General features: G+C 67.2%; 16 protein-coding genes. All 16 read left to right on the top strand.

Features of this window, described 5'->3' with window-relative positions:
- The first annotated feature begins 8 nt into the window (after window positions 1-8).
- The 16 genes from BMZ02_RS07885 (at window position 9) to tldD (ending at window position 19,434) form a co-directional block, all read left to right on the top strand.
- Entirely contained in the window at window positions 9-1,031 is a 1,023-nt protein-coding gene (locus tag BMZ02_RS07885; RefSeq protein ID WP_091641732.1) for a DUF6708 domain-containing protein, read from the top strand.
- An 18-nt stretch (window positions 1,032-1,049) separates the two neighbouring features.
- Window positions 1,050-2,084: a DUF6708 domain-containing protein gene (locus BMZ02_RS07880; protein ID WP_091641729.1), complete on the top strand. Its 1,035-nt coding sequence runs from the start codon at window positions 1,050-1,052 to the stop codon at window positions 2,082-2,084.
- 51 nt (window positions 2,085-2,135) lie between these two features.
- On the top strand, window positions 2,136-3,161 hold the full coding sequence (locus BMZ02_RS07875) for a hypothetical protein (RefSeq protein ID WP_091641726.1): 1,026 nt from the start codon (window positions 2,136-2,138) through the stop codon (window positions 3,159-3,161).
- A gap of 18 nt (window positions 3,162-3,179) precedes the next feature.
- On the top strand, window positions 3,180-4,217 hold the full coding sequence (locus BMZ02_RS07870) for a DUF6708 domain-containing protein (protein WP_091641723.1): 1,038 nt from the start codon (window positions 3,180-3,182) through the stop codon (window positions 4,215-4,217).
- A gap of 192 nt (window positions 4,218-4,409) precedes the next feature.
- Window positions 4,410-6,866, top strand: coding sequence for a leucine--tRNA ligase (leuS, locus tag BMZ02_RS07865; RefSeq protein ID WP_091641972.1), 2,457 nt, complete (start codon window positions 4,410-4,412; stop codon window positions 6,864-6,866).
- Window positions 6,867-6,886: 20 nt separating this feature from the next.
- Window positions 6,887-7,384 carry an LPS-assembly lipoprotein LptE gene (locus BMZ02_RS07860; protein ID WP_091641721.1) on the top strand — a complete coding sequence of 166 codons (498 nt, stop codon included), beginning with the start codon at window positions 6,887-6,889 and terminating at the stop codon, window positions 7,382-7,384.
- 1 nt (window position 7,385) lies between these two features.
- Window positions 7,386-8,417 (top strand): DNA polymerase III subunit delta, encoded by a 1,032-nt coding sequence (holA, locus tag BMZ02_RS07855; protein WP_091641718.1) that lies wholly within the window; start codon window positions 7,386-7,388, stop codon window positions 8,415-8,417.
- A 39-nt stretch (window positions 8,418-8,456) separates the two neighbouring features.
- On the top strand, window positions 8,457-9,737 hold the full coding sequence (locus BMZ02_RS07850) for a glutamate-5-semialdehyde dehydrogenase (RefSeq protein ID WP_091641716.1): 1,281 nt from the start codon (window positions 8,457-8,459) through the stop codon (window positions 9,735-9,737).
- Between the two features lie 60 nt (window positions 9,738-9,797).
- Window positions 9,798-10,433 carry a nicotinate-nucleotide adenylyltransferase gene (gene nadD / locus BMZ02_RS07845; protein WP_091641970.1) on the top strand — a complete coding sequence of 212 codons (636 nt, stop codon included), beginning with the start codon at window positions 9,798-9,800 and terminating at the stop codon, window positions 10,431-10,433.
- 120 nt (window positions 10,434-10,553) lie between these two features.
- Window positions 10,554-10,871 (top strand): ribosome silencing factor, encoded by a 318-nt coding sequence (gene rsfS, locus BMZ02_RS07840; RefSeq protein WP_245753983.1) that lies wholly within the window; start codon window positions 10,554-10,556, stop codon window positions 10,869-10,871.
- Window positions 10,872-10,875: 4 nt separating this feature from the next.
- Window positions 10,876-11,343 (top strand): 23S rRNA (pseudouridine(1915)-N(3))-methyltransferase RlmH, encoded by a 468-nt coding sequence (gene rlmH / locus BMZ02_RS07835; RefSeq protein WP_091641713.1) that lies wholly within the window; start codon window positions 10,876-10,878, stop codon window positions 11,341-11,343.
- A gap of 57 nt (window positions 11,344-11,400) precedes the next feature.
- Window positions 11,401-12,000 carry a Maf family protein gene (locus tag BMZ02_RS07830; protein ID WP_091641711.1) on the top strand — a complete coding sequence of 200 codons (600 nt, stop codon included), beginning with the start codon at window positions 11,401-11,403 and terminating at the stop codon, window positions 11,998-12,000.
- The gene (gene rng, locus BMZ02_RS07825) at window positions 12,000-13,475 is read left to right on the top strand and encodes a ribonuclease G (protein ID WP_091641708.1); all 1,476 of its coding nucleotides are present in this window, start codon (window positions 12,000-12,002) and stop codon (window positions 13,473-13,475) included. The genes BMZ02_RS07830 and rng overlap by 1 nt, the downstream gene beginning before the upstream one ends.
- Before the next feature lie 113 nt (window positions 13,476-13,588).
- On the top strand, window positions 13,589-17,005 hold the full coding sequence (locus BMZ02_RS07820) for a YhdP family protein (protein WP_171909853.1): 3,417 nt from the start codon (window positions 13,589-13,591) through the stop codon (window positions 17,003-17,005).
- Between the two features lie 79 nt (window positions 17,006-17,084).
- Window positions 17,085-17,984: a carbon-nitrogen hydrolase family protein gene (locus BMZ02_RS07815; protein WP_091641703.1), complete on the top strand. Its 900-nt coding sequence runs from the start codon at window positions 17,085-17,087 to the stop codon at window positions 17,982-17,984.
- Between the two features lie 7 nt (window positions 17,985-17,991).
- Window positions 17,992-19,434, top strand: a complete 1,443-nt coding sequence (gene tldD / locus BMZ02_RS07810) for a metalloprotease TldD (RefSeq protein ID WP_091641700.1) — start codon at window positions 17,992-17,994, stop codon at window positions 19,432-19,434.
- Window positions 19,435-19,455: the final 21 nt, after the last annotated feature.

Raw genomic sequence — 19,455 nt, 5'->3', positions numbered from 1 at the left:
GCCCACGCATGGATCGCACCCGTCCCATCCTGCCGTTTCTGAGCAAGCCCGGCGCCGGCACGCAGATCGAGCGTATCGGCCCGACGTGTCTGGATGTCCGGGGGCGTGCCGAGAACCTCTGGAGCGGGCATGGCGGCGGTGGCTGGCTGTGGATCTGGATGACGGTGACTTTTTTGGCACTCTGGCAGATTCTGGCATTCACGGTGGGAGGCGAGCCTGTTGCACTTGAGGGTCGATGGGCGAACCAGATTGAGATGGTGCTGATGGCCGCGGTTTTCGCGCTACCGCTGCTGATCCCGGTGTGGCTGTGGCGCACGCACCTGCCGGTGCGTTTCAACCGTCGCACGCGGGAGGTGAGCATGGCGGCTGGGGGCAAGGTGTACACCGTGCCCTGGGACGAACTGGCGGGCATCCGGCGTGACCTTACCGGGTTCACGTTCCCGGGTGTAGTGCTGCGCGACCAGCTGCTGCAGATCGACTTCCCGAAAGCCGATGGCGGAACGCAGTCGATACTGATCAACGGCAAGGAACATGTCGACGCGGACATTCCGGACGGCCCCGATGCACTATGGGCATACATCACCACCTACATGGAACAGGGGCCGGAGGCGCTACCGCAGCTCACACCCTACAGCGCAGACTACTTCAAGCCCTCGGAGCTGCCCGAGGCGTGCAGGCCGTTCCCCATTTTTACGGCACGGGACCCGCGTTGGTGGCCGTTGCAGTTGTGTGTTGGGTTCCCGTTGATGTGTCTTCTTGCGTTGACCTACGCGCCGACGTGCCTGCTGCACTATTGGTTGTACACGTCCATCCCGCGCAAGCCGCTGCCCGAGGAGATGTTCGATCCGGAGAACGATGATCCGTCGGTGCTCACGGGCAATAGCCGGCCACCGGGGCGGACGTTCCAGGACATCGTGCGACTCGAACGCAGAGTGGTTCCTCGGGGTGTTCTGTTCGTCCGCAATCGCGAGGAGGTTGATGCTGCACGCCGTCGCCGAGAGAGCGAAGCGGCCCGCCGCTCGGTCAGATGAAGTCAGGAGCATCGTTGCATGGATCGCACCCGCCCCATTCTGCCGTTTCTGAGCGAGCCCGGCGCGGGTTCGCAGATCGAGCGCATTGGCCCGACTTGCCTGGATGTGCGGGCCAGGACCGAGAACCTCTGGACGGGACTCGGTGGTGGTGGTTGGGGGTGGATCTGGATGACCCTGTGTTTTGTGGCGTTATGGCAAATTCTGGCGTTTACGTTGGGGGGGGAGCCTGTAGCGCTAGAGGGGCGTTGGGCGAATCAGATTGAAATGGCTCTATTGGCAGCATTCTTTGCGCTTCCGCTTCTTATTCCCGTCTGGGTGTGGCGCAAGCACCTGCCGGTGCGGTTCAACCGCCGGACCCGGGAGGTGAGCATGGAGCTTCGCGGCAAGGTGTACACCGTGCCGTGGGACGAGCTGGCGGGCAGGCGGCGCGACCTCACCGGGTTCACGTTCCCGGGCGTGGTGCTGCACGACAAGCTGCTACAGATCGAGTTTCCGGATGGCAAAGGGGGCACGTTGACGATGCTGATCAACGGCCAGGATCACTCGAGGGGAGCGCAGATTCCGAATAGCCCCGAGGCACTGTGGTCGTACATCAGCGTGTACATGGAGCAGGGGCCTGAGGCGTTACCATTGCTGGTGCCGCGGGGAGAGGACTACGTCAAGCCATCGGAACTGTTTTTCGTGACCAACCCGTTCCCCATCCTTACCGCGCGCAACCCGCTGTGGTGGCCGTTGCAGTTGTTCGTGGGGTTCCCGCTGTTGTGTCTGTTTATTGTTACGTTCGTGCCGACGAGCTTAGTTCATTACTGGCTGTATACTTCGATACCGCGTCAGCCATTGCCGGAGGCGATGTTCGATCCGGAGAACGATGACCCCTCGGTGCTCACGGGCAATAGTCGGCCACCGGGGCGGACGTCCCTTGACCAGCATCAGCTGTTGCGCGGTGGAGTGAACCGTAAAGGGATATTGTTCTACCGCAACCGCGCTGAGGTGGAAGCGGCGTTGGACCGCCACCTGGCGGGGCGCGCCCAAGTGGGGAGGCCAGGTCGATAACGCCGGCTCTTGAAGCGTATCGGCCGGACACGGATTGCACGAGAGACTGTCATGGATCGCACCCATCCCATTAGCGCGAACCTCGCCACGCCCGGAGCGGGTTCGCAGAGCGAACGCATCGGCCCGACGTGCCTGGACGTGCGTGCCAGGACCGACAATTTCTGGACCGGACTCGGTGGCGGCGGGTGGCTGTGGCTCTGGATGATTCTGTGTTTTTCAGCACTCGGGCAGATCGTGGTGTTTGTGCTTGAGGGCGCGCCATGGGAGCCCGGGAACTCCTGGGCGGCCCATTTCCAGATTCATGTCTGGCTCGTGCCTCTAGTCTTTGTACTCAAACTGGTGGTCCCGATCTGGGTGTGGCGCAAGCACCTGCCGGTGCGGTTCAACCGTCGGACCCGGGAGGTGAGCATGGAGCTTCGCGGCAAGGTGTACACCGTGCCGTGGGATGAGCTGGTGGGGCGACGGCGCGATCTCACCGGGTTCACGTTCCCCGGCGTGGTGCTGCACGACAAGCTGCTGCAGATCGACTTTCCGGATGGCAAGGGTGGCACGTTGAAGATGCTGATCAACGGTCGGGACCACCCCAATGGGGTCCCGATGCCGGATGGCCCCGAAGCCTTGTGGTCGTACATTACGGTCTACATGGAACAGGGCCCGGATGCACTGCCGTCGTTGACCCCGCGGGGCGAAGACTACGTCAAGCCGTCGGAATCGCTGGTGAGCCCGTTTCCGATTCTGACGGCCCGCAATCCGGTCTGGTGGCCGTTACAGCTGTTCGTGGGGTTTCCGCTGGCATGTCTGTTCATCGTGACGTTCGTGCCCACGAGTCTGCTGCATTACTGGTTGTATACCTCAATACCGCGCCAACCGCTTCCGGAAGCGATGTTCGACCCGGAGAACGATGACCCTTCGGTGCTCACGGGTAACAGCCGGCCGCCGGGGCGGACGCTCCGGGACATTATGCGGCTGCGGGGCCAGGTTGCCCCTCGAGGGATTCTTTTCTTCCGCAATCGTGAAGAGGTTGATGCCGCGCTCCGTCGCCGAGAGCGTGAGGCGGCCCGCCGCTCGCCGAAGTGAAGTCAGGAGCATCGTTGCATGGATCGCACACACACCATCGATTCGACCTTCGCCACGCCCGGAGCGGGCTCGCAGATCGAGCGCATCGGCCCCACTTGTCTGGATGTGCGGGCCAGGACCGAGAATTTCTGGACCGGTATCGGTGGCGGCGGGTGGGGGTGGCTCTGGATGATTCTGTGTTTCTCCGCGTTCGGGCAGATCGTGGTGTTTGTGCTTGAGGGCGCGCCATGGGAGCCGGGGAACTCCTGGGCGGCCCATTTCCAGATTCATGTCTGGCTGCTGCCTCTAGTCTTGGCACTCAAACTGGTGGTCCCGATCTGGGTTTGGCGCAAGCACCTGCCGGTGCGGTTCAACCGTCGGACCCGGGAGGTGAGCATGGAGCTTCGCGGCAAGGTGTACACCGTGCCGTGGGATGAACTGGCGGGGCGGCGGCGCGACCTCACCGGGTTCACGTTCCCGGGCGTGGTGCTGCACGACCAGCTGCTGCAGATCGACTTCCCGGATGGCAAAGGCGGAACGCTGAAAATGCTGATTAACGGCCAGGATCACCACAAGGGGGCGCGAGTACCGGACGGCCCGGAGGCGTTGTGGGCATACATTACCGTTTACATGGAACAGGGACCTGATGCGTTGCCGGGAAGGACGCCCCGCGGTGCTGACTACATCAAGCCTTCGGAGTTCGGGTTGGTAACGAACCCGCTCCCCATCTTTACCGCGCGAAATCCTCTGCTTTGGCCTCTGCAGTTGTTCGTGTCATTACCGCTTGTATGCCTATTTCTCGTTACAGCAATTCCGACGTCGCTAATACACTACTGGTTGTACACCTCCATCCCGCGCCAGCCGATGCCGGAGGCGATGTTCGACCCGGAGAACGATGATCCCTCGGTGCTCGCGGGCAACAGCAGACCGCCGGGTATAACGCAAAAGGACATGCTGGACTTGTGGCCGATACCACCACTTCGTGGCGGACTGTTTGTAAGCAATCGCGCTGAGGTTGAAGAAGCGTCGCAGGCGTTAAAGGCACGGAATGCGCGGAATGCACAAAGATTACGTTAATGGAGCCCACGCATGGATCGCACCCGCCCCATCCTGCCGTTTCTGAGCAAGCCCGGCGCCGGCACGCCGGGTCGCTGACACCGGCTTGTTGAGCAGGCGCACCGGCCCCGGGCATCGGCAGCTGCACGCGATTGCCGTATACTTCCGCCTTTCCCCGCGATCAAGCCGAAGACCACGAGCCACAACATGAGTATGGACGACGCCTACAAGCCGGAGATCATCGAAGCCGACGCGCAGCGTTTCTGGGATGAAAACCGCACGTTCCACGTCACCGAGGAGCCGGGGCGCGAGGCGTTCTACTGCCTCTCCATGTTCCCGTACCCCAGCGGCAAGCTGCACATGGGGCACGTGCGCAACTACACCATCGGCGACGTCATTACCCGCTACCAGCGCATGCAGGGGCGCAACGTGCTCCAGCCCATGGGCTGGGACGCCTTCGGCCTGCCGGCGGAGAACGCCGCCATGCAGAACAACGTGCCGCCGGCGCAGTGGACGCGGGAGAACATCGCCGCCATGCGCGAGCAGCTCAAGCAGCTCGGCTTCGGCTACGACTGGTCGCGGGAGTTCGCCACCTGTGATCCGTCCTACTACAAGTGGGAGCAGTGGCTGTTCACGCGTCTGTATCGCAAGGGGCTCGCCTACCGCGCCGTGGCCACGGTGAACTGGGATCCTGTGGATCAGACCGTGCTCGCCAACGAACAGGTGGTGGACGGCAAGGGCTGGCGCTCCGGTGCCACCGTGGAGCGCCGGGAGATTCCGCAGTGGTTCCTGCGCATCACCGATTACGCCGACGAGCTGCTGGACGCCCTGGATGACATGCCCGGCTGGCCGGAGCAGGTGCGCGCCATGCAGCGCAACTGGATCGGCCGCTCCGAGGGCGTGGAGCTGGAGTTTGCGATCCAGGGCCGGGAGGACACCCTCCGCGTCTACACCACCCGCCCGGACACGCTGTTCGGCGTGAGCTACATGGGGCTTGCTCCGGAGCACCCGCTCACCCGCGAGCTGGCGGAGAGCAACCCGGAGATCGCCGCCTTTGTGGAAGCGTGCAACAAGGCCGGCGTCGCCGAGGCCACCGTCGCCACCATGGAGAAGAAGGGGCTGGACACCGGCCTGCGGGCCGTCCATCCGCTCACCGGCGAGGATATCCCGGTGTGGATCGCCAACTTCGTGCTCATGACCTACGGCTCCGGCGCCATCATGGCCGTGCCCGCCCACGACCAGCGCGACTGGGAGTTCGCCACCAAGTACGACCTGCCCATCCGCCCGGTGATTGCACCGGCCGACGGCGGCGCGCCGGACGTGAGCGCCGAGGCATTCACCGACAAGGGCGTGCTGGTCAACTCCGGTGATTACACCGGCATGACCTCCGACGAGGCGTTCGACGCCATCGCCGGCTGGCTGCAGCAGCGCGGCATCGGTGAGCGCCAGACCAACTACCGCCTGCGCGACTGGGGCGTGTCGCGCCAGCGCTACTGGGGCGCGCCCATCCCCATCATCAACTGCCCCGCGTGCGGGCAGGTGCCCGTGCCGGACGACCAGCTCCCGGTGGAGCTGCCGGAGGACGTCCAGTTCGACGGCGCCGGCTCGCCGCTCAAGCAGATGCCCGAGTGGTACCAGACCACCTGCCCCGAGTGCGGCGGCGCGGCGGAGCGTGAAACCGACACCTTCGACACGTTCATGGAGTCATCCTGGTACCCCGCCCGTTTCGCCTGCGCGAACAACGACGGTGCCATGCTTGACGAGCGTGCCGGTTACTGGCTGCCGGTGGATCAGTACATCGGCGGTATCGAGCACGCGATCCTGCACCTGCTCTACGCACGCTTCTACCAGAAGGTGATGCGCGATGAAGGGCTGACCACCGCCGACGAGCCGTTCACCAACCTGCTGACCCAGGGCATGGTGCTGAAGGATGGCGCCAAGATGTCCAAGTCCAAGGGCAACACCGTCGATCCCCAGGCGCTGGTGGAGCGTTATGGCGCCGACACCGTGCGGCTGTTCGCCATGTTTGCGGCACCGCCGGAGCAGTCCCTGGAGTGGTCCGATTCCGGTGTGGAGGGCGGCTATCGCTTCCTCAAGCGGCTGTGGCACCTGGTGCGCAATCACACCGCCCGGGGGGCAGCCCCGGCGCTGGATGTGGCCGGCCTCACCGACGCGCAGCGGGATACCCGGCGCAAGGTGCACGAGACCATCCGCAAGGCCAGCGAGGACATCGGCCGCCGTTTCACCTTCAACACCGGCATCGCCGGGGTCATGGAGCTGGTGAACACCCTCTACAAGGTCGTGGACGACGACAGCGAGCAGGGCCGGGCGGTGATGCAGGAGGGGCTGGAGGCCTCTGTGCTGATCCTCGCGCCCATCGTGCCGCACATCTGCCACCGGCTTTGGCAGGCGCTGGGCCACGACGACGCCGTGGTGGACGCTGCCTGGCCGCAGGTGGACGCGGATGCGCTCACCCAGGACACGCTGGAGATCGTGGTGCAGGTCAATGGCAAGCTGCGGGGCAACATCCAGGTGCCGGCCGACGCCGGGCGCGACGCCATCGAGTCCGCTGCCCTGGACGAGCCCAACGTGCAGCGTTTCATTAGTGACAAGACCGTACGCAAGGTGATCGTCGTCCCGGGTAAACTGGTGAACGTCGTCGCCAACTGACCCTCAATCGCGGAGGTTCCATGCGTAGCCTGCAGCGCATCCTGATCGTGGTGCTTGTCCTGGCACTGGCCGGGTGCGGCTGGCATCTCCGTGGCTCCGCGCCGGGCACGGCATCCCTGGAAGGCGTCCCCGTGGTGGTGGACAGCCAGATCGGGCAGGGCGAGCTGATCCGGGAGCTGCGCCGTACGCTGGCGGCCGCCGGCGCGGACGTGCGGAGTAGCGGTGATGGCGCGCGGCTTGTGATCGAAAGCGAAAGCCGCGATCGCCAGCAGCTCAGCGTCGCGGCCGGGGGCGGCACCGAGGAGTACGAGGTGCGCTACCGGGTGCGCTGGTCCATCCGTGATGGCGATGGTGACACCCTGGCCGGCCCTGATACGTTCGAGCAGATCCGCGAATACCGGTTCGACCGTGAGGCGGTGCTCGGGAGCGAGGAGCGCGAGGAGGCGCTGATCGAAGAGCTGCGCCGCGACGTCGCATTCCTGCTGACCGAGCGCGTGCAGGCAACCCTGGGCGAGTGAGATGCGTCTGAAGCCTGAGCAGGTCGCCGACACCCTGGAGCGCAATCTGTTGCCGGTCTGGCTGATCACCGGCGATGAGCCGTTGCTGGTTGGCGAGGCCATGGATGCGGTGCGCACCGCCGCTCGTCAGGCCGGGCACACCGAGCGCGAGGTGCTCGAGGTGGAAGCGGGGTTCGACTGGCAGCGACTGGCTGCCGCCGCGGACAACCTCTCCCTGTTCGGCGACCGCCGCATCATCGAGTTGCGCATGCCCACCGGCAAACCCGGTCAGGCGGGGGCGCGTGCGCTCAGTGACTACTGCGCCCGTGCCCCTGAGGACACGGTGCTCATGATCTCCGCGCCCAGGCTGGATGCAGGCACGCGCAAGGCCGCCTGGGTGAACGCCATCGACACTGCCGGCGCGGTGGTCCAGGTCTGGCCGCTGGAGCAGCGCCAGCTCCCCGGCTGGCTGGAGCAGCGACTCCGTCAGGCCGGCCTGGCGCCCACCCGTGATGCCGTGCAGCTCCTTGCCGAGCGCAGCGAGGGCAACCTGCTGGCCGCGGTGCAGGAGATCGAAAAGCTCCGGCTGCTGGTGCCGAAGGGCGAGCTGGACGCGGACGCCGTGCGCCAGGCCGTCGCCGACAGCGCCCGTTTCGATGTCTTCGACCTTACCGCCGCCGCACTCCAGGGCGAGGTGGCCCGGTGTGCCCGCATCGTCGGTGGTCTGCGCGAAGAGGGCGTGGAGCCGACGCTGGTGTTGTGGGCGCTGTCCCGGGAGGTCCGGCTGGTCTGCCAGCTCCAGGGCGCCCCGGGCCAGGCGGAACAGGTCCTGAAGAAGAACGGCGCGTTCGGCCCGCGCAAGAGCCAGCTCCAGCGCGCCGCCCAGCGCGGTGGCCCGCGACGCTGGCAGGCGCTGCTGATGCGCTGCGCCCGGGCGGATCGGGTTATCAAGGGAGTGGCACCGGGCCGCATCTGGGATGAGTTGTTACAATTAAGCATTGCCATTGCCGGCGGTTACGGAAAACGGCGGCGCCCCCAGCCGGCGCGTGCCTGAAGCCGGGGCCGGCAGGAGATGACCACAGGGCGAGCAACCATGAGCGCAACAGCTGAAAGCGTACAGAACATCCAGGCCTACATGGCGGAACTGGGCCAGCAGGCCCGGGCTGCGGGCCGGGCCATGGCCCGTGCCGGGAGTGACGCCAAGAACCAGGCCCTGACCGCCATGGCCGACACCATCGATGCCCGCGCGGCGCAGCTGGTGGAAGAGAATGCCAAGGACATGGCTGCGGGCCGTGAGCGAGGGCTGGACGCCGCCCTGCTGGACCGCCTGGAACTGACCCCGGAGCGCATCGCCGCCATGGCTGACGGCCTGCGCCAGATCGCCGCGCTGCCCGACCCGGTGGGCGCCATCGACGACCTGCGCAGCCGTCCCTCCGGGATCCAGGTCGGCAAGATGCGTGTGCCCCTGGGCGTGATCGGCATCATCTACGAGTCGCGCCCCAACGTCACGGCCGATGCGGCCGGGCTGTGCCTGAAGTCCGGCAATGCCACGATCCTGCGCGGTGGCTCCGAAGCCATCCACTCCAACCGGGCCATTGCCGAGTGCATCCGCAGCGGGCTTGATGCCGCCGGCCTGCCCAAGGACGCGGTGCAGGTGGTGAACACCACGGACCGCGAGGCCGTGGGTCATCTGATTACCATGACCGGCGAGGTGGATGTCATCGTTCCGCGTGGCGGCAAGGGGCTGATCGAGCGGATCAGCCGCGACGCCAGTGTTCCGGTGATCAAGCACCTGGACGGCGTCTGCCACGTCTACATCGACGAGGCGGCCGATCTCGACAAGGCACTGGCGGTGGCGTTCAACGCCAAGACCCAGCGCTACGGCACCTGCAACACCATGGAGACGCTGCTCGTGGCCGAGAGTGTCGCCGCGCAGGTGCTGCCGCCGCTGGCGGAGCGTTTCACGGACGCCGGTGTGGAGCTGCGCGGGTGCGAGGCCAGCCGTCGGCTGGTGCCGGCCATGACGGCGGCAACGGACGAGGACTGGGGGGCGGAGTACCTGGCCCCGGTGCTGGCCGTGCGGGTGGTCGCCGATCTCGATGCCGCCATGGAGCACATCAACGCATGGAGCTCCGGGCATACCGAGTCCATCGTGACCCAGGACTGGAGTCGCGCCCAGCGCTTCCTGCGCGAGGTGGACTCCAGCTCGGTCATGGTCAACGCCTCCACCCGCTTCGCGGACGGCTTCGAGTACGGCCTGGGGGCCGAGATCGGCATCAGCACGGACAAGCTGCATGCCCGCGGTCCGGTTGGGCTGGAAGGTCTCACCTCGCAGAAGTGGATTGTCCTGGGGGACGGGCATGTGCGTGGCTGAGTGGCCCGCCCGGTGCCGGAGTCGCGGCGGGTGAGTGGCACGCCCCGCCCGCTGCGCGGCATGTTCGGTGGCACCTTCGACCCGGTGCACAACGCCCATCTCCGCGTTGCGCTGGATATCGTCGAAGCCGGCGCGCTGGAGCAGCTTCACCTCGTTCCCTGCCATGTCCCGCCTCACCGTGGTGATCCCGAGGTCACCGCCGCGCAGCGTCTCGCAATGCTGGAGCTGGCCGCCCGCGGCGAGCCACGCTTCCGGCTGGACGACCGGGAGCTCCGGCGCGATGGCCCCTCCTATTCGGTGGATACCCTGCGCACGCTGCGCGAGGATTACCCCGGCGACCACCTCTGCCTGCTCCTTGGCAGCGACAGCTTTGTCAGCCTGCCGCGCTGGGATCGCTGGCAGGAGCTGGCCGTACACGCACACATCGTGGTGATGCGGCGCCCGGATCACCCGCTGGAGCTGCCGCCGCCCCTGACCGACTGGTTGCAGGGCCGGGAGACGGCGGACTGGGCCGCGTTGCGAGGCGAGCCCGCCGGGCGCGTGCTGTTCCAGGACGTCACACCCATGGCGGTGTCCGCCACCGACATCCGCGCCCGTCTGGCCGACGGGCGTTCGGGACGCTATCTGTTGCCGGATGCGGTATGGGACTATATACGGGACAATAACCTGTACGGGGCCGGTGGATACGCCGGCTGAGTGGAGAGCAAGTCGGCGGCAGTGTTGCCGTCGTGGAGGTGGATCATCAGCGCAGTGGATCATGTCGAAACACTGGACTGGGCGGCACTGAGGGACGTGGTGCTTGCCTCTCTCGAGGACATGAAGGCCGTGGATCCCGTTGTGCTGGATGTACGCGGCAAGACCGGTATCACCGACATCATGGTGGTGGCGTCCGGGAATTCCGGGCGACACGTCAAGGCGATCGCCGACCGCGTCGTGGAGGACGCCCGCGAGCAGGGCGTCCGCCCGCTCGGGGTGGAAGGCGAGGACAGCGCCGAGTGGGTGCTCGTGGACCTGGGTGACGTGGTCGTCCACGTCATGGGCGCCAATACGCGGGAACTCTACCGCCTGGAGCGGATCTGGGGCATCGACGACGCGGATTCGGACGCGTCGTCCGCCGATAGCTCCCGGGCCTGAGCCGGTGCGGGTCCAGGTGACGGCCGTGGGGCAGAAGATGCCCCGGTGGGTGGCCGAGGGTTACCAGGAGTACGCCGGGCGCATGCCCCGCGAGCTGCGGCTGGACCTGCGTGAGCTGGCGTCGGGCGATCGGGGCAAGGGCGGTAATCCCGCCAGGGCGCGCGAAGTGGAAGGCCAGCGCCTGCTGCAGGCGGTGCCGAAAGGCGCCCGTGTCATCGCACTGGATGGTGGCGGGCGGCGCATCGACACGGAGGCGCTGGCAGGAGCCATGCGCGAGTGGCTGCAGGATGGCCGCGACGTGGCCCTGCTGATCGGCGGCCCGGACGGCCTGGACGACGCCTGCCTGAAGGCGGCCGACCAGCGCTGGTCCCTGTCGCCGCTGACGCTGCCGCACATGCTGGTGCGGGTGCTGGTGGCCGAGCAGCTCTACCGCGCCTGGACCCTGATCACCGGGCATCCGTACCACCGCTAGGGCCGGTCACCGGAGCGGCCAACAGAACCGATCATCGAGCAGCTTTCGAGGTACAACATGGCGTCCGAGACATCGTCCGAAATCTACCTGGCGTCGCGGTCGCCGCGCCGCCGGGAGCTGCTGCAGCAGATGGGGCTGCCGTTCACGCCGCTGGATGTGGCCGTGGACGAAACCTTCGACCCGGAAGAGAGCGCAGAGGTCTTCGTCATCCGCCTTGCCCTGGAGAAGGCCCGTGCCGGCTGGGCCCAGGTGGAAGGGAACCAGCCGTTGCCGGTGCTGGGGGCGGATACCGTGGTCGTCATGGACGACCAGGTGCTCGGCAAGCCCGGCACCCGCGACGAGGCGGTCGCCATGCTGGAGATGCTCTCGGGCAACGAACACCGGGTTCTCACCGGGGTTGCGCTCGTGGACGACCGCGAAGCAACCCGGCTCAGCGTCAATCGCGTGCAGTTCCGTGAGCTGACGTCCGCGGACATCGATCGCTACTGGGCGTCCGGCGAGCCCGAGGGCAAGGCCGGTGCCTACGCCATCCAGGGCCGTGGCGGCGTGTTCGCGGAGTACCTGGAGGGCAGCTACTCCGGCGTCATGGGGCTGCCGTTGTTCGAGACGGCGGATCTGCTGGACGAGTTCGATATCGACTACCGCCGGCACTGGTAATGAGCCAGGAAATCCTGATGAACTGCACGCCACAGGAGACCCGTGTGGCGGTGGTGGAGAATGGCGTTCTGCAGGAAGTCTCCGTGGAGCGCACGCGTCGGCGCGGCCTGGTGGGCAACATCTACAAGGGGCGCATCCAGCGCGTTCTCCCCGGCATGCAGGCGGCATTCGTGGAGGTGGGCCTGGAGCGCACGGCGTTCCTGCACGCCTCCGACGTCGCCGTGGCGCCGGACAGTGAAACCGGCGAGACCCGCCTGCGCCGCCCGGTGCCGGACATCCAGCAGCTGCTCCATGACGGTCAGGAGATCATCGTCCAGGTGATCAAGGACCCCATGGGCACCAAGGGTGCGCGGCTGACCACCCATCTGACCATTCCCTCCCGCAACCTGGTGCTTCTGCCCCGCAGCCGCAACCTGGGGGTCTCCGGGCGAATCGAGGACGCCGCGGAGCGCGAACGGCTGCGCCAGATCGGCCAGCGCTTCCTGGACGAGGGTGATACCGGCGGCTACATCATCCGCACCGCTGCCGAGCAGGCGCCCGAGAGCGCGCTGGAGGCGGACCGGCGCTTTCTCTGCAAACTCTGGGAGAACGTGGCCGCCCGCGCCCGGGAGGCCAGGGCCGGGCAGTGCATTCACGAGGACCTGCCGCTGGTGCTGCGCTCCCTGCGCGACACCATGAGCAGCGAGGTGGAGCGCATCCGCATCGACTCCCGGGAGAATTTCCAGAAGCTGCAGGCCTTCTGCGAACAGTTCTTCCCCGAGATGAACGCGCGGCTCGAAGCCTATCCCGGCGAGCGGCCCCTGTTCGACTTCTACGGCGTTGAGGAAGAGATCCAGCGTGCCCTGTCGCGCAAGGTCGAGCTGAAGTCCGGCGGTTATCTGATGATCGACCAGACCGAGGCCATGACCACCATCGACGTCAACACCGGCGCCTACGTGGGGCGGCGCAATCTCGAAGAGACCATCTTCAAGACCAACCTTGAAGCCGCCCAGGCCATCGCCCGCCAGGTGCGCCTGCGCAACCTTGGCGGCATCATCATCCTCGACTTCATAGACATGCAGGACGAGGAGCACAAACGGCAGGTGCTGCGGGCGCTGGAGAAGAGCCTGGAGAAGGACCACGCCAAGACCCAGATCAGCGGTGTCTCCGCCCTGGGGCTGGTGGAGATGACCCGCAAGCGCACCCGCGAATCCCTGGAACATATCCTGTGTGCGCCGTGTCCAAGCTGTGATGGCCGCGGCTTCATGAAAACCCCCGAGACCGTCTGCTACGAGATCTTCCGGGAGCTGATGCGCGAAGCGCGTCAGTTCGAGGCGGAACAGATGCTCGTGATCGCCTCGCGACCGGTTGTGGACCTCATGGTCGAGGACGAGAGCATGAGCGTGGCGGAACTGGAAGAGTTTATTGGGCGGCCCATCACATTTCAGGCAGATCCCATGTATGCACAGGATCAGTTCGACGTCGTCCTGATGTAATCTGGGAGCTGAACGTCACTGCTTGACCCCGGACGGGCCATGGATGCCTTGCTCGCCATGATTCATTCTGATTCGCCGACGCCGCTCGCGGGATGCGTGCGGCGCGACACGCCATGCTGACCCTGCTTACCCGCACTTTCCGAATGGTCGTCGGTCTGCTGGCGGCATTGCTCGTGCTGCTGGCCGTGGCCTTCGCCCTGGCGCGGCTGGGTGTGCACTATCTGCCCGAGTACCGCGCCCAGGTGGAGACGCGCCTGGGCGCGGCGGTCGGGCAGGACATCCGCATCGAAGGGCTGCAGGCGCACTGGGCATGGCGCGATCTGCGGCTGACGCTGGATGGGGTGCGCCTCGGTGACGGCGACGACAGCGTTCTTCTGCCGCGCCTGGAGGTCAACCTGGACCTGCTGGCCTCACTGCAGGATCGCATGGTGCGCCTGAACGAACTGGTGCTGGTGGAGCCGCGGCTCACGGTTCAGCGCGATTCCGACGGGGCCTTTCGCGTCGTCGGGGTGGGTATCGAGCCGGGCGCGGCGGGGCTGGATGAGCTTGACGTGCTCATGGCGCAGCCGGGGCGCCTGCGTGTGCAGGGCGGCCGTATGGATCTCCTGGATCTGGTCCACCAGGAGCGTTACCACTTCGCCGACCTGGACGCCGCCCTGGACGATGTCGACGGCCAACGCCGCCTTGCCGGCTCCGGCAGACTGCCGGAAGGCTGGGGTAACCGTGTTCGGTTTGCCGTGCACTGGCCGACCGACGCCGAGCAGCCGCTGACCAACGGGCCCGTGGATGTCTACGCCGAGGGCGAGGACGTCGGCGCACGGGTCATGGAGCGTATGCTGGGCCGGCCCGGCGAGCCCCCCTACGCGGCGCTCAGTGGCTCCCTGGAGCTCTGGGCCAGCTTTGGCGAAGGCCTGCCACAACCCGATGGCCGCCACCGTCAAGGAGACCTGCTGGTGCGTGCCCGGGACGGTGCGGCCGACATGCCCTATCTCTTCCGCGAACGCATCCCGTTCAGCGAACTGGACGCCGAGGTGGCCTGGAGCCTGAATGACGACGGCTGGACGGTGAACGTGGGTCGCTCGCGGGTGCTCAATGACGACGGTGAAGTCCACGGGCGGGTCCGCGTTGACAAGCCGTGGGACGGCGCGCCGTTCCTGGATATCCGCGCCAGTATCGACGGCAGCGCCGGTAATGCCGCCAATACCGGGCGTTACCTGCCGGTGGCGATCATGATGCCGGCGCTGGTGGAATGGCTGGACGGCGGTATTCTCGCCGGCACCGCCCGCAACGCGGACGTGGTGTTCCACGGCCGCGCGGACCACTTCCCCTTCGACAATGGCACCGGACGCTTCCACGTGCGCGCCGATGTTGCCGACGTGACCCTTGCCTACCACCCGGAGTGGCCGGAGATCACCGGCCTCGATGGTGCGCTCCGGTTCGAGGGGCGTTCCATGGCAATCGACGCGACTGATGGCGTCATCAGCGGCGCGCGGATTCGGGAGGCCCGGGCCTCCATTGATGACCTCCAGCGCAGCCCGCTGCGGGTGGACGGCGCGTTCTCCGGATCCGGTGATGCCTATTTCGACTTTCTCTCCACCATGCCTGCGGGCGGCGACGTGCTTGCCGGGCCGCTGGGCGCGCTGCAGCTCGACGGGCAGCACGACCTGCAGCTGGGCCTGGTGATCCCGTTCGACGGCGAGCCGGTCACCATCGACGGCACCGCCACCCTCAATGACGGACGCCTGCGCCTGCCCGACCGGGATCTGGCCATCGACGGCCTGGACGGCCAGGTGCACTTCGATCAGCGCGGCATCCGCTCGGAGGGTGTGACCGGACGTTTCCTGGACGGGCCGCTGATGCTCGGCCTGAGCACGGACGACACCGGTACCGACGAGGATCGCATCCGTCTCGCGGTGTCACTGGACGCGCTTGATGCGGGGCGGCTGGAGACGGCCCTCACCGGCGGTGAGGGGCTGCTCTCCGGCGTTGGCGCTGCGCAGGTGGATGTGCGCTTCCCCGTCTTCGATGCCGACCCCGAGCAGCAGGAGCTGACGGTGGATGTGGCCATCGCCTCGGCAATGGACGGCATCGGCGTGGCCATGCCAGCGCCGCTGGGGAAACCGGAGACAGGGGAGCGGCCGCTGGCGTTGTCGTTCCGCATCGGCGCCGATGGCCTGGAGCCCCTGCAGCTGGACTACGGTGACGACGTCAACGCCGTCATTGCGCTTGACCACGAGGCCGGTCTACAGAGTGCCGCACTGCGCTTCGGTGGCAACCCGGCGGCGCTGCCACCGTCCGGCAGCCTGCGCATCGATGGCCTGTTGCCGGCGCTGGACCTGCTTGCCTGGCACAGATGGGCGGACGACCGGGTGCCGGACAACGGCGGGGACGGCCCGGAGCTCGACGCCATCGACCTCACCGTGGGATCCCTTGCCGTCGGCGACGCGCTGCAGTTCCGCAACCAGCGGGTTCGTGGAGAACGGGACGTCACCGGCTGGTTGTTCACGCTTGCCGGGGAGGACCTGGCCGGGGAGCTGCGCTGGCCGCAGTCCCCAAACCTTGCCGTGGAGGCGGATTTCGAGCTGCTGCGCCTGCCCGTGCCGGACGAGCCGGATGTCGACGGCGAACCGGCAGCGCGCGATGACGCGCTGCTGGCAGAGGTTGACCCGTCAACCCTGCCGAGCCTGCGTGCCCAGGTGGACCGGCTGGAGCTGGACGGCCGCCTGCTGGGCAGTCTGCAGCTTCTGGGTGGTCCGGATGACGACGGCTACCGCCTCACCAACATTCTCATGCGTGGCGAGCACCATACGCTCACGGGCACGGCGGGCTGGCTCCGGGACCCGGATCACCGCACGGAGCTGGCCATCGACGTGCGCAGCGACGACATGGGCGGGCTCATGTCCGGGCTCGGTTACCAGGACGTCATCCGCGGGGGAACCGGGCGGGCAAGCTTCGATCTCAACGCCCGGTCCGCGCCGGTGCCCCTGGCCCTGGAGACGCTCTCCGGCGATGTCTCCCTGCGTCTGCGCAACGGCCACCTGACCCAGGTGGAGCCGGGTGCCGGCCGGGTGTTCGGTTTGCTCAGCGTCGCCAACCTGCCGCGCCGGCTGGTGCTCAATTTCGGTGATGTCTTTGACGAAGGCTTCGCCTTCGACCGCATCGACGGCGAGTTTCTCATCGAGGATGGCATCGCCACACCGGGGGTGCTGGTCATGGACGGGCCGGCGGCACGGGTGGAGGCGACCGGCCCCCTTGACCTGAAAGAGCGCACCTACGATCAGCTGGTGACTGTCACCCCCCGGGCATCGGCGACGTTGCCCATTCTCGGTGGCGTGTTCGGCGGCCCTCCCGGCGCCGCTGCCATGTTGTTGGCGCAGCAGGTCTTCAGCGGCGGATTCGATCGCGTTGCCCAGCTCCGGTACCGGGTGACCGGCCCGTGGGTTGAACCCGTGATCGAGCCCGTGCGTCGCGCCCAACAGCCCGCGGCCGCGCCACTGGAGTCGGGCGCCGCTCCCGGGAATGCAGACTGAAACGCCAGCGGATCGGTGCTTGAAGAGACGGGCGCCGCCCGTCCGGCGTACAATGCAGGAAACGCAGAGGAGCGGCGCGATGACGAGTAGCAGTCGGCAATCCGGCGCGCGTGTGGCGGCCGTGCAGATGGCGTCCGGTCCGCTGGTGGAGGGCAACCTCCACGAGGCGACCCGCCTGGTCGGCATGGCCGCGGAGGCGGGGGCCGAACTCGTGGTCCTGCCCGAGAACGTGGCGATCATGGGCATGGACGAGTTCGCCAAGCTTGATCACGTGGAAACGGATGCGGGCGGTCCCATCCAGGACTGCCTGGCGGGGTTGGCGCGTCGGCACGGTGTCTGGCTGGTGGCCGGCACCATCCCCATGCAGGCGAGTGACCCGCGCCGTGCCCGGGCGGCCTGCCTCGTCTACGACGCCCACGGTGAGCGGGTGGCCCGCTACGACAAGCTGCACCTCTTCGACGTGGACGTGGACGGTGAGTCGGCCTACCGGGAGTCCACCACCTTCGAGCCCGGCGAGCGGGTGGTGACCGTGGAGACGCCCTTTGGTTGTATGGGTGTCGCGGTCTGTTACGATCTGCGATTCCCCGAGCATTTCCGGGTCATGGTGGACCGGGGTGCCGAATTCTTCGTTCTGCCGTCCGCCTTTACCGCCCGTACCGGGGAAGCGCACTGGCGGCCGTTGCTGCAGGCGCGCGCCATCGAGAACCAGTGCCACATCATCGCGGCCGGCCAGGGCGGCTACCACGTCAACGGGCGGGAGACCCACGGCGACTCGCTGATCGTGGACCCCTGGGGCCGCGTTCAGGACAGTCTGGCCCGGGGATCGGGCGTCGTGCTCGGCGTGCTGGACCGCCAGCGTCTCGCCGATGTCCGCACACGCTTTCCGTCCCTGCGCCACCGCCGACTCAGCTGTGCGGACGCCGTGCAGCCGCCGGCGGCCGGAGCCACCGCTGCCGACGCAGCGAACAACGAGGCCTGAAACCACTATGGAACAGACGCTGTCGATTGCGACCGAGCGCCTGCTGGAGCCCGCCGGGCTGGGCGACGCGGCCCTGGAGGACGTGTTCGGCCGTTTGATGGGGCCGGGGGTCGATGCCGCCGATCTCTACTTCCAGGCCACGCGGCACGAGACATGGATGCTGGAAGACGGCCTGGTCAAGCGCGGCAGTCACAGCATTGACCAGGGTGTCGGCGTGCGCGCCATGGCCGGGGAGAAGACCGGCTTTGCCTATTCCGACGAGATCGTGCTGCCGGCGCTGCTGGAGGCGTCCGGCGCTGCCCGCGCCATCGCGCGCTCCGGCGACGAGCGGCGGATTCAGGCCTGGCGCCGTGGCACGGGCCTGAACCTCTACCCGCCGGACAGCCCCCTCGAGTCCATGCGTGACGCCGACAAGGTGGATCTGCTGCACCGCGTGGAAGCGGAGGCGCGGCGACAGGACCCGCGGGTGGAGCAGGTCATGGTCAGCCTCTCCGGATTGCAGGACACCGTTCTGGTTGCCGACCACGAGGGTCGGCTCACCGCCGATGTGCGGCCGCTGGTTCGCCTGAACGTCTCCGTACTGGTGGCGCACAACGGGCGGCGCGAGAACGGCAGTGCCGGAGGGGGCGGCCGCCACGGCTACAGCGTGTTCGTGGATCAGGAGCAGGCGCTGGCCTACGCCCGGGAAGCCGTCCGCCTGGCGCTGGTCAACCTCGAAGCGGTGGATGCGCCGGCCGGCACCATGCCCGTGGTGCTCGGGCCCGGCTGGCCCGGCGTGCTGCTGCACGAGGCCGTGGGGCATGGTTTGGAGGGGGACTTCAACCGCAAGGGCACATCGGCGTTCGCCGGCCGCATCGGCGAGCAGGTGGCCTCCGAGTATTGCACCGTAGTGGATGACGGCACCCTGCCGGGGCGGCGCGGTTCGCTCAACGTCGATGACGAGGGCGTGTCTACGGAGAGCACCGTGCTGATCGAGAACGGCCGCCTGGCCGGTTACATGCAGGACCGCATGAACGCTCGTCTCATGGGCATGCAACCCACCGGCAATGGCCGCCGGGAGTCCTACGCGCACCTGCCCATGCCGCGCATGACCAACACCTACATGCTCGCCGGGCCGCATGATCCGGAAGAGATCATCCGCTCGGTCCAGGACGGCATCTACGCCGTCAACTTCGGCGGCGGCCAGGTGGACATCACCTCGGGCCGGTTCGTGTTCTCGGCCAACGAGGCGTACCTGATCGAGAACGGCAGGGTCACCCGCCCGGTCAAGGGCGCGACCCTGATCGGTAATGGCCCCGAGGTCCTGAAACAGGTGAGCATGGTCGGCCACGACCTGAAACTGGACACCGGTATCGGCGTCTGCGGCAAGGAGGGCCAGAGCGTGCCCGTAGGCGTCGGCCAGCCGACCCTGAAAGTGGATGCCCTGACTGTCGGCGGGACCGAGGCCTGACGGTACCAGGAATCAGCGAAT

The sequence above is a fragment of the Aquisalimonas asiatica genome, assembly GCF_900110585.1.
GTDB lineage: Bacteria > Pseudomonadota > Gammaproteobacteria > Nitrococcales > Aquisalimonadaceae > Aquisalimonas > Aquisalimonas asiatica.
The sequence above is the reverse complement of the archived record's forward strand: the minus strand, read 5'-3'. Positions and strand labels throughout refer to the sequence as shown.

Coding starts and splice junctions, on each gene's coding strand:
- holA (WP_091641718.1), top strand. CDS start 7,386: ATGCGTCTGAAGCCTGAGCAGGTCGCCGACACCCTGGAGCGCAATCTG.
- BMZ02_RS07860 (WP_091641721.1), top strand. CDS start 6,887: ATGCGTAGCCTGCAGCGCATCCTGATCGTGGTGCTTGTCCTGGCACTG.
- BMZ02_RS07850 (WP_091641716.1), top strand. CDS start 8,457: ATGAGCGCAACAGCTGAAAGCGTACAGAACATCCAGGCCTACATGGCG.
- BMZ02_RS07815 (WP_091641703.1), top strand. CDS start 17,085: ATGACGAGTAGCAGTCGGCAATCCGGCGCGCGTGTGGCGGCCGTGCAG.
- BMZ02_RS07820 (WP_171909853.1), top strand. CDS start 13,589: ATGCTGACCCTGCTTACCCGCACTTTCCGAATGGTCGTCGGTCTGCTG.
- BMZ02_RS07870 (WP_091641723.1), top strand. CDS start 3,180: ATGGATCGCACACACACCATCGATTCGACCTTCGCCACGCCCGGAGCG.
- BMZ02_RS07830 (WP_091641711.1), top strand. CDS start 11,401: ATGGCGTCCGAGACATCGTCCGAAATCTACCTGGCGTCGCGGTCGCCG.
- BMZ02_RS07885 (WP_091641732.1), top strand. CDS start 9: ATGGATCGCACCCGTCCCATCCTGCCGTTTCTGAGCAAGCCCGGCGCC.
- nadD (WP_091641970.1), top strand. CDS start 9,798: ATGTTCGGTGGCACCTTCGACCCGGTGCACAACGCCCATCTCCGCGTT.
- BMZ02_RS07875 (WP_091641726.1), top strand. CDS start 2,136: ATGGATCGCACCCATCCCATTAGCGCGAACCTCGCCACGCCCGGAGCG.
- rng (WP_091641708.1), top strand. CDS start 12,000: ATGAGCCAGGAAATCCTGATGAACTGCACGCCACAGGAGACCCGTGTG.
- BMZ02_RS07880 (WP_091641729.1), top strand. CDS start 1,050: ATGGATCGCACCCGCCCCATTCTGCCGTTTCTGAGCGAGCCCGGCGCG.
- leuS (WP_091641972.1), top strand. CDS start 4,410: ATGGACGACGCCTACAAGCCGGAGATCATCGAAGCCGACGCGCAGCGT.
- tldD (WP_091641700.1), top strand. CDS start 17,992: ATGGAACAGACGCTGTCGATTGCGACCGAGCGCCTGCTGGAGCCCGCC.
- rsfS (WP_245753983.1), top strand. CDS start 10,554: ATGAAGGCCGTGGATCCCGTTGTGCTGGATGTACGCGGCAAGACCGGT.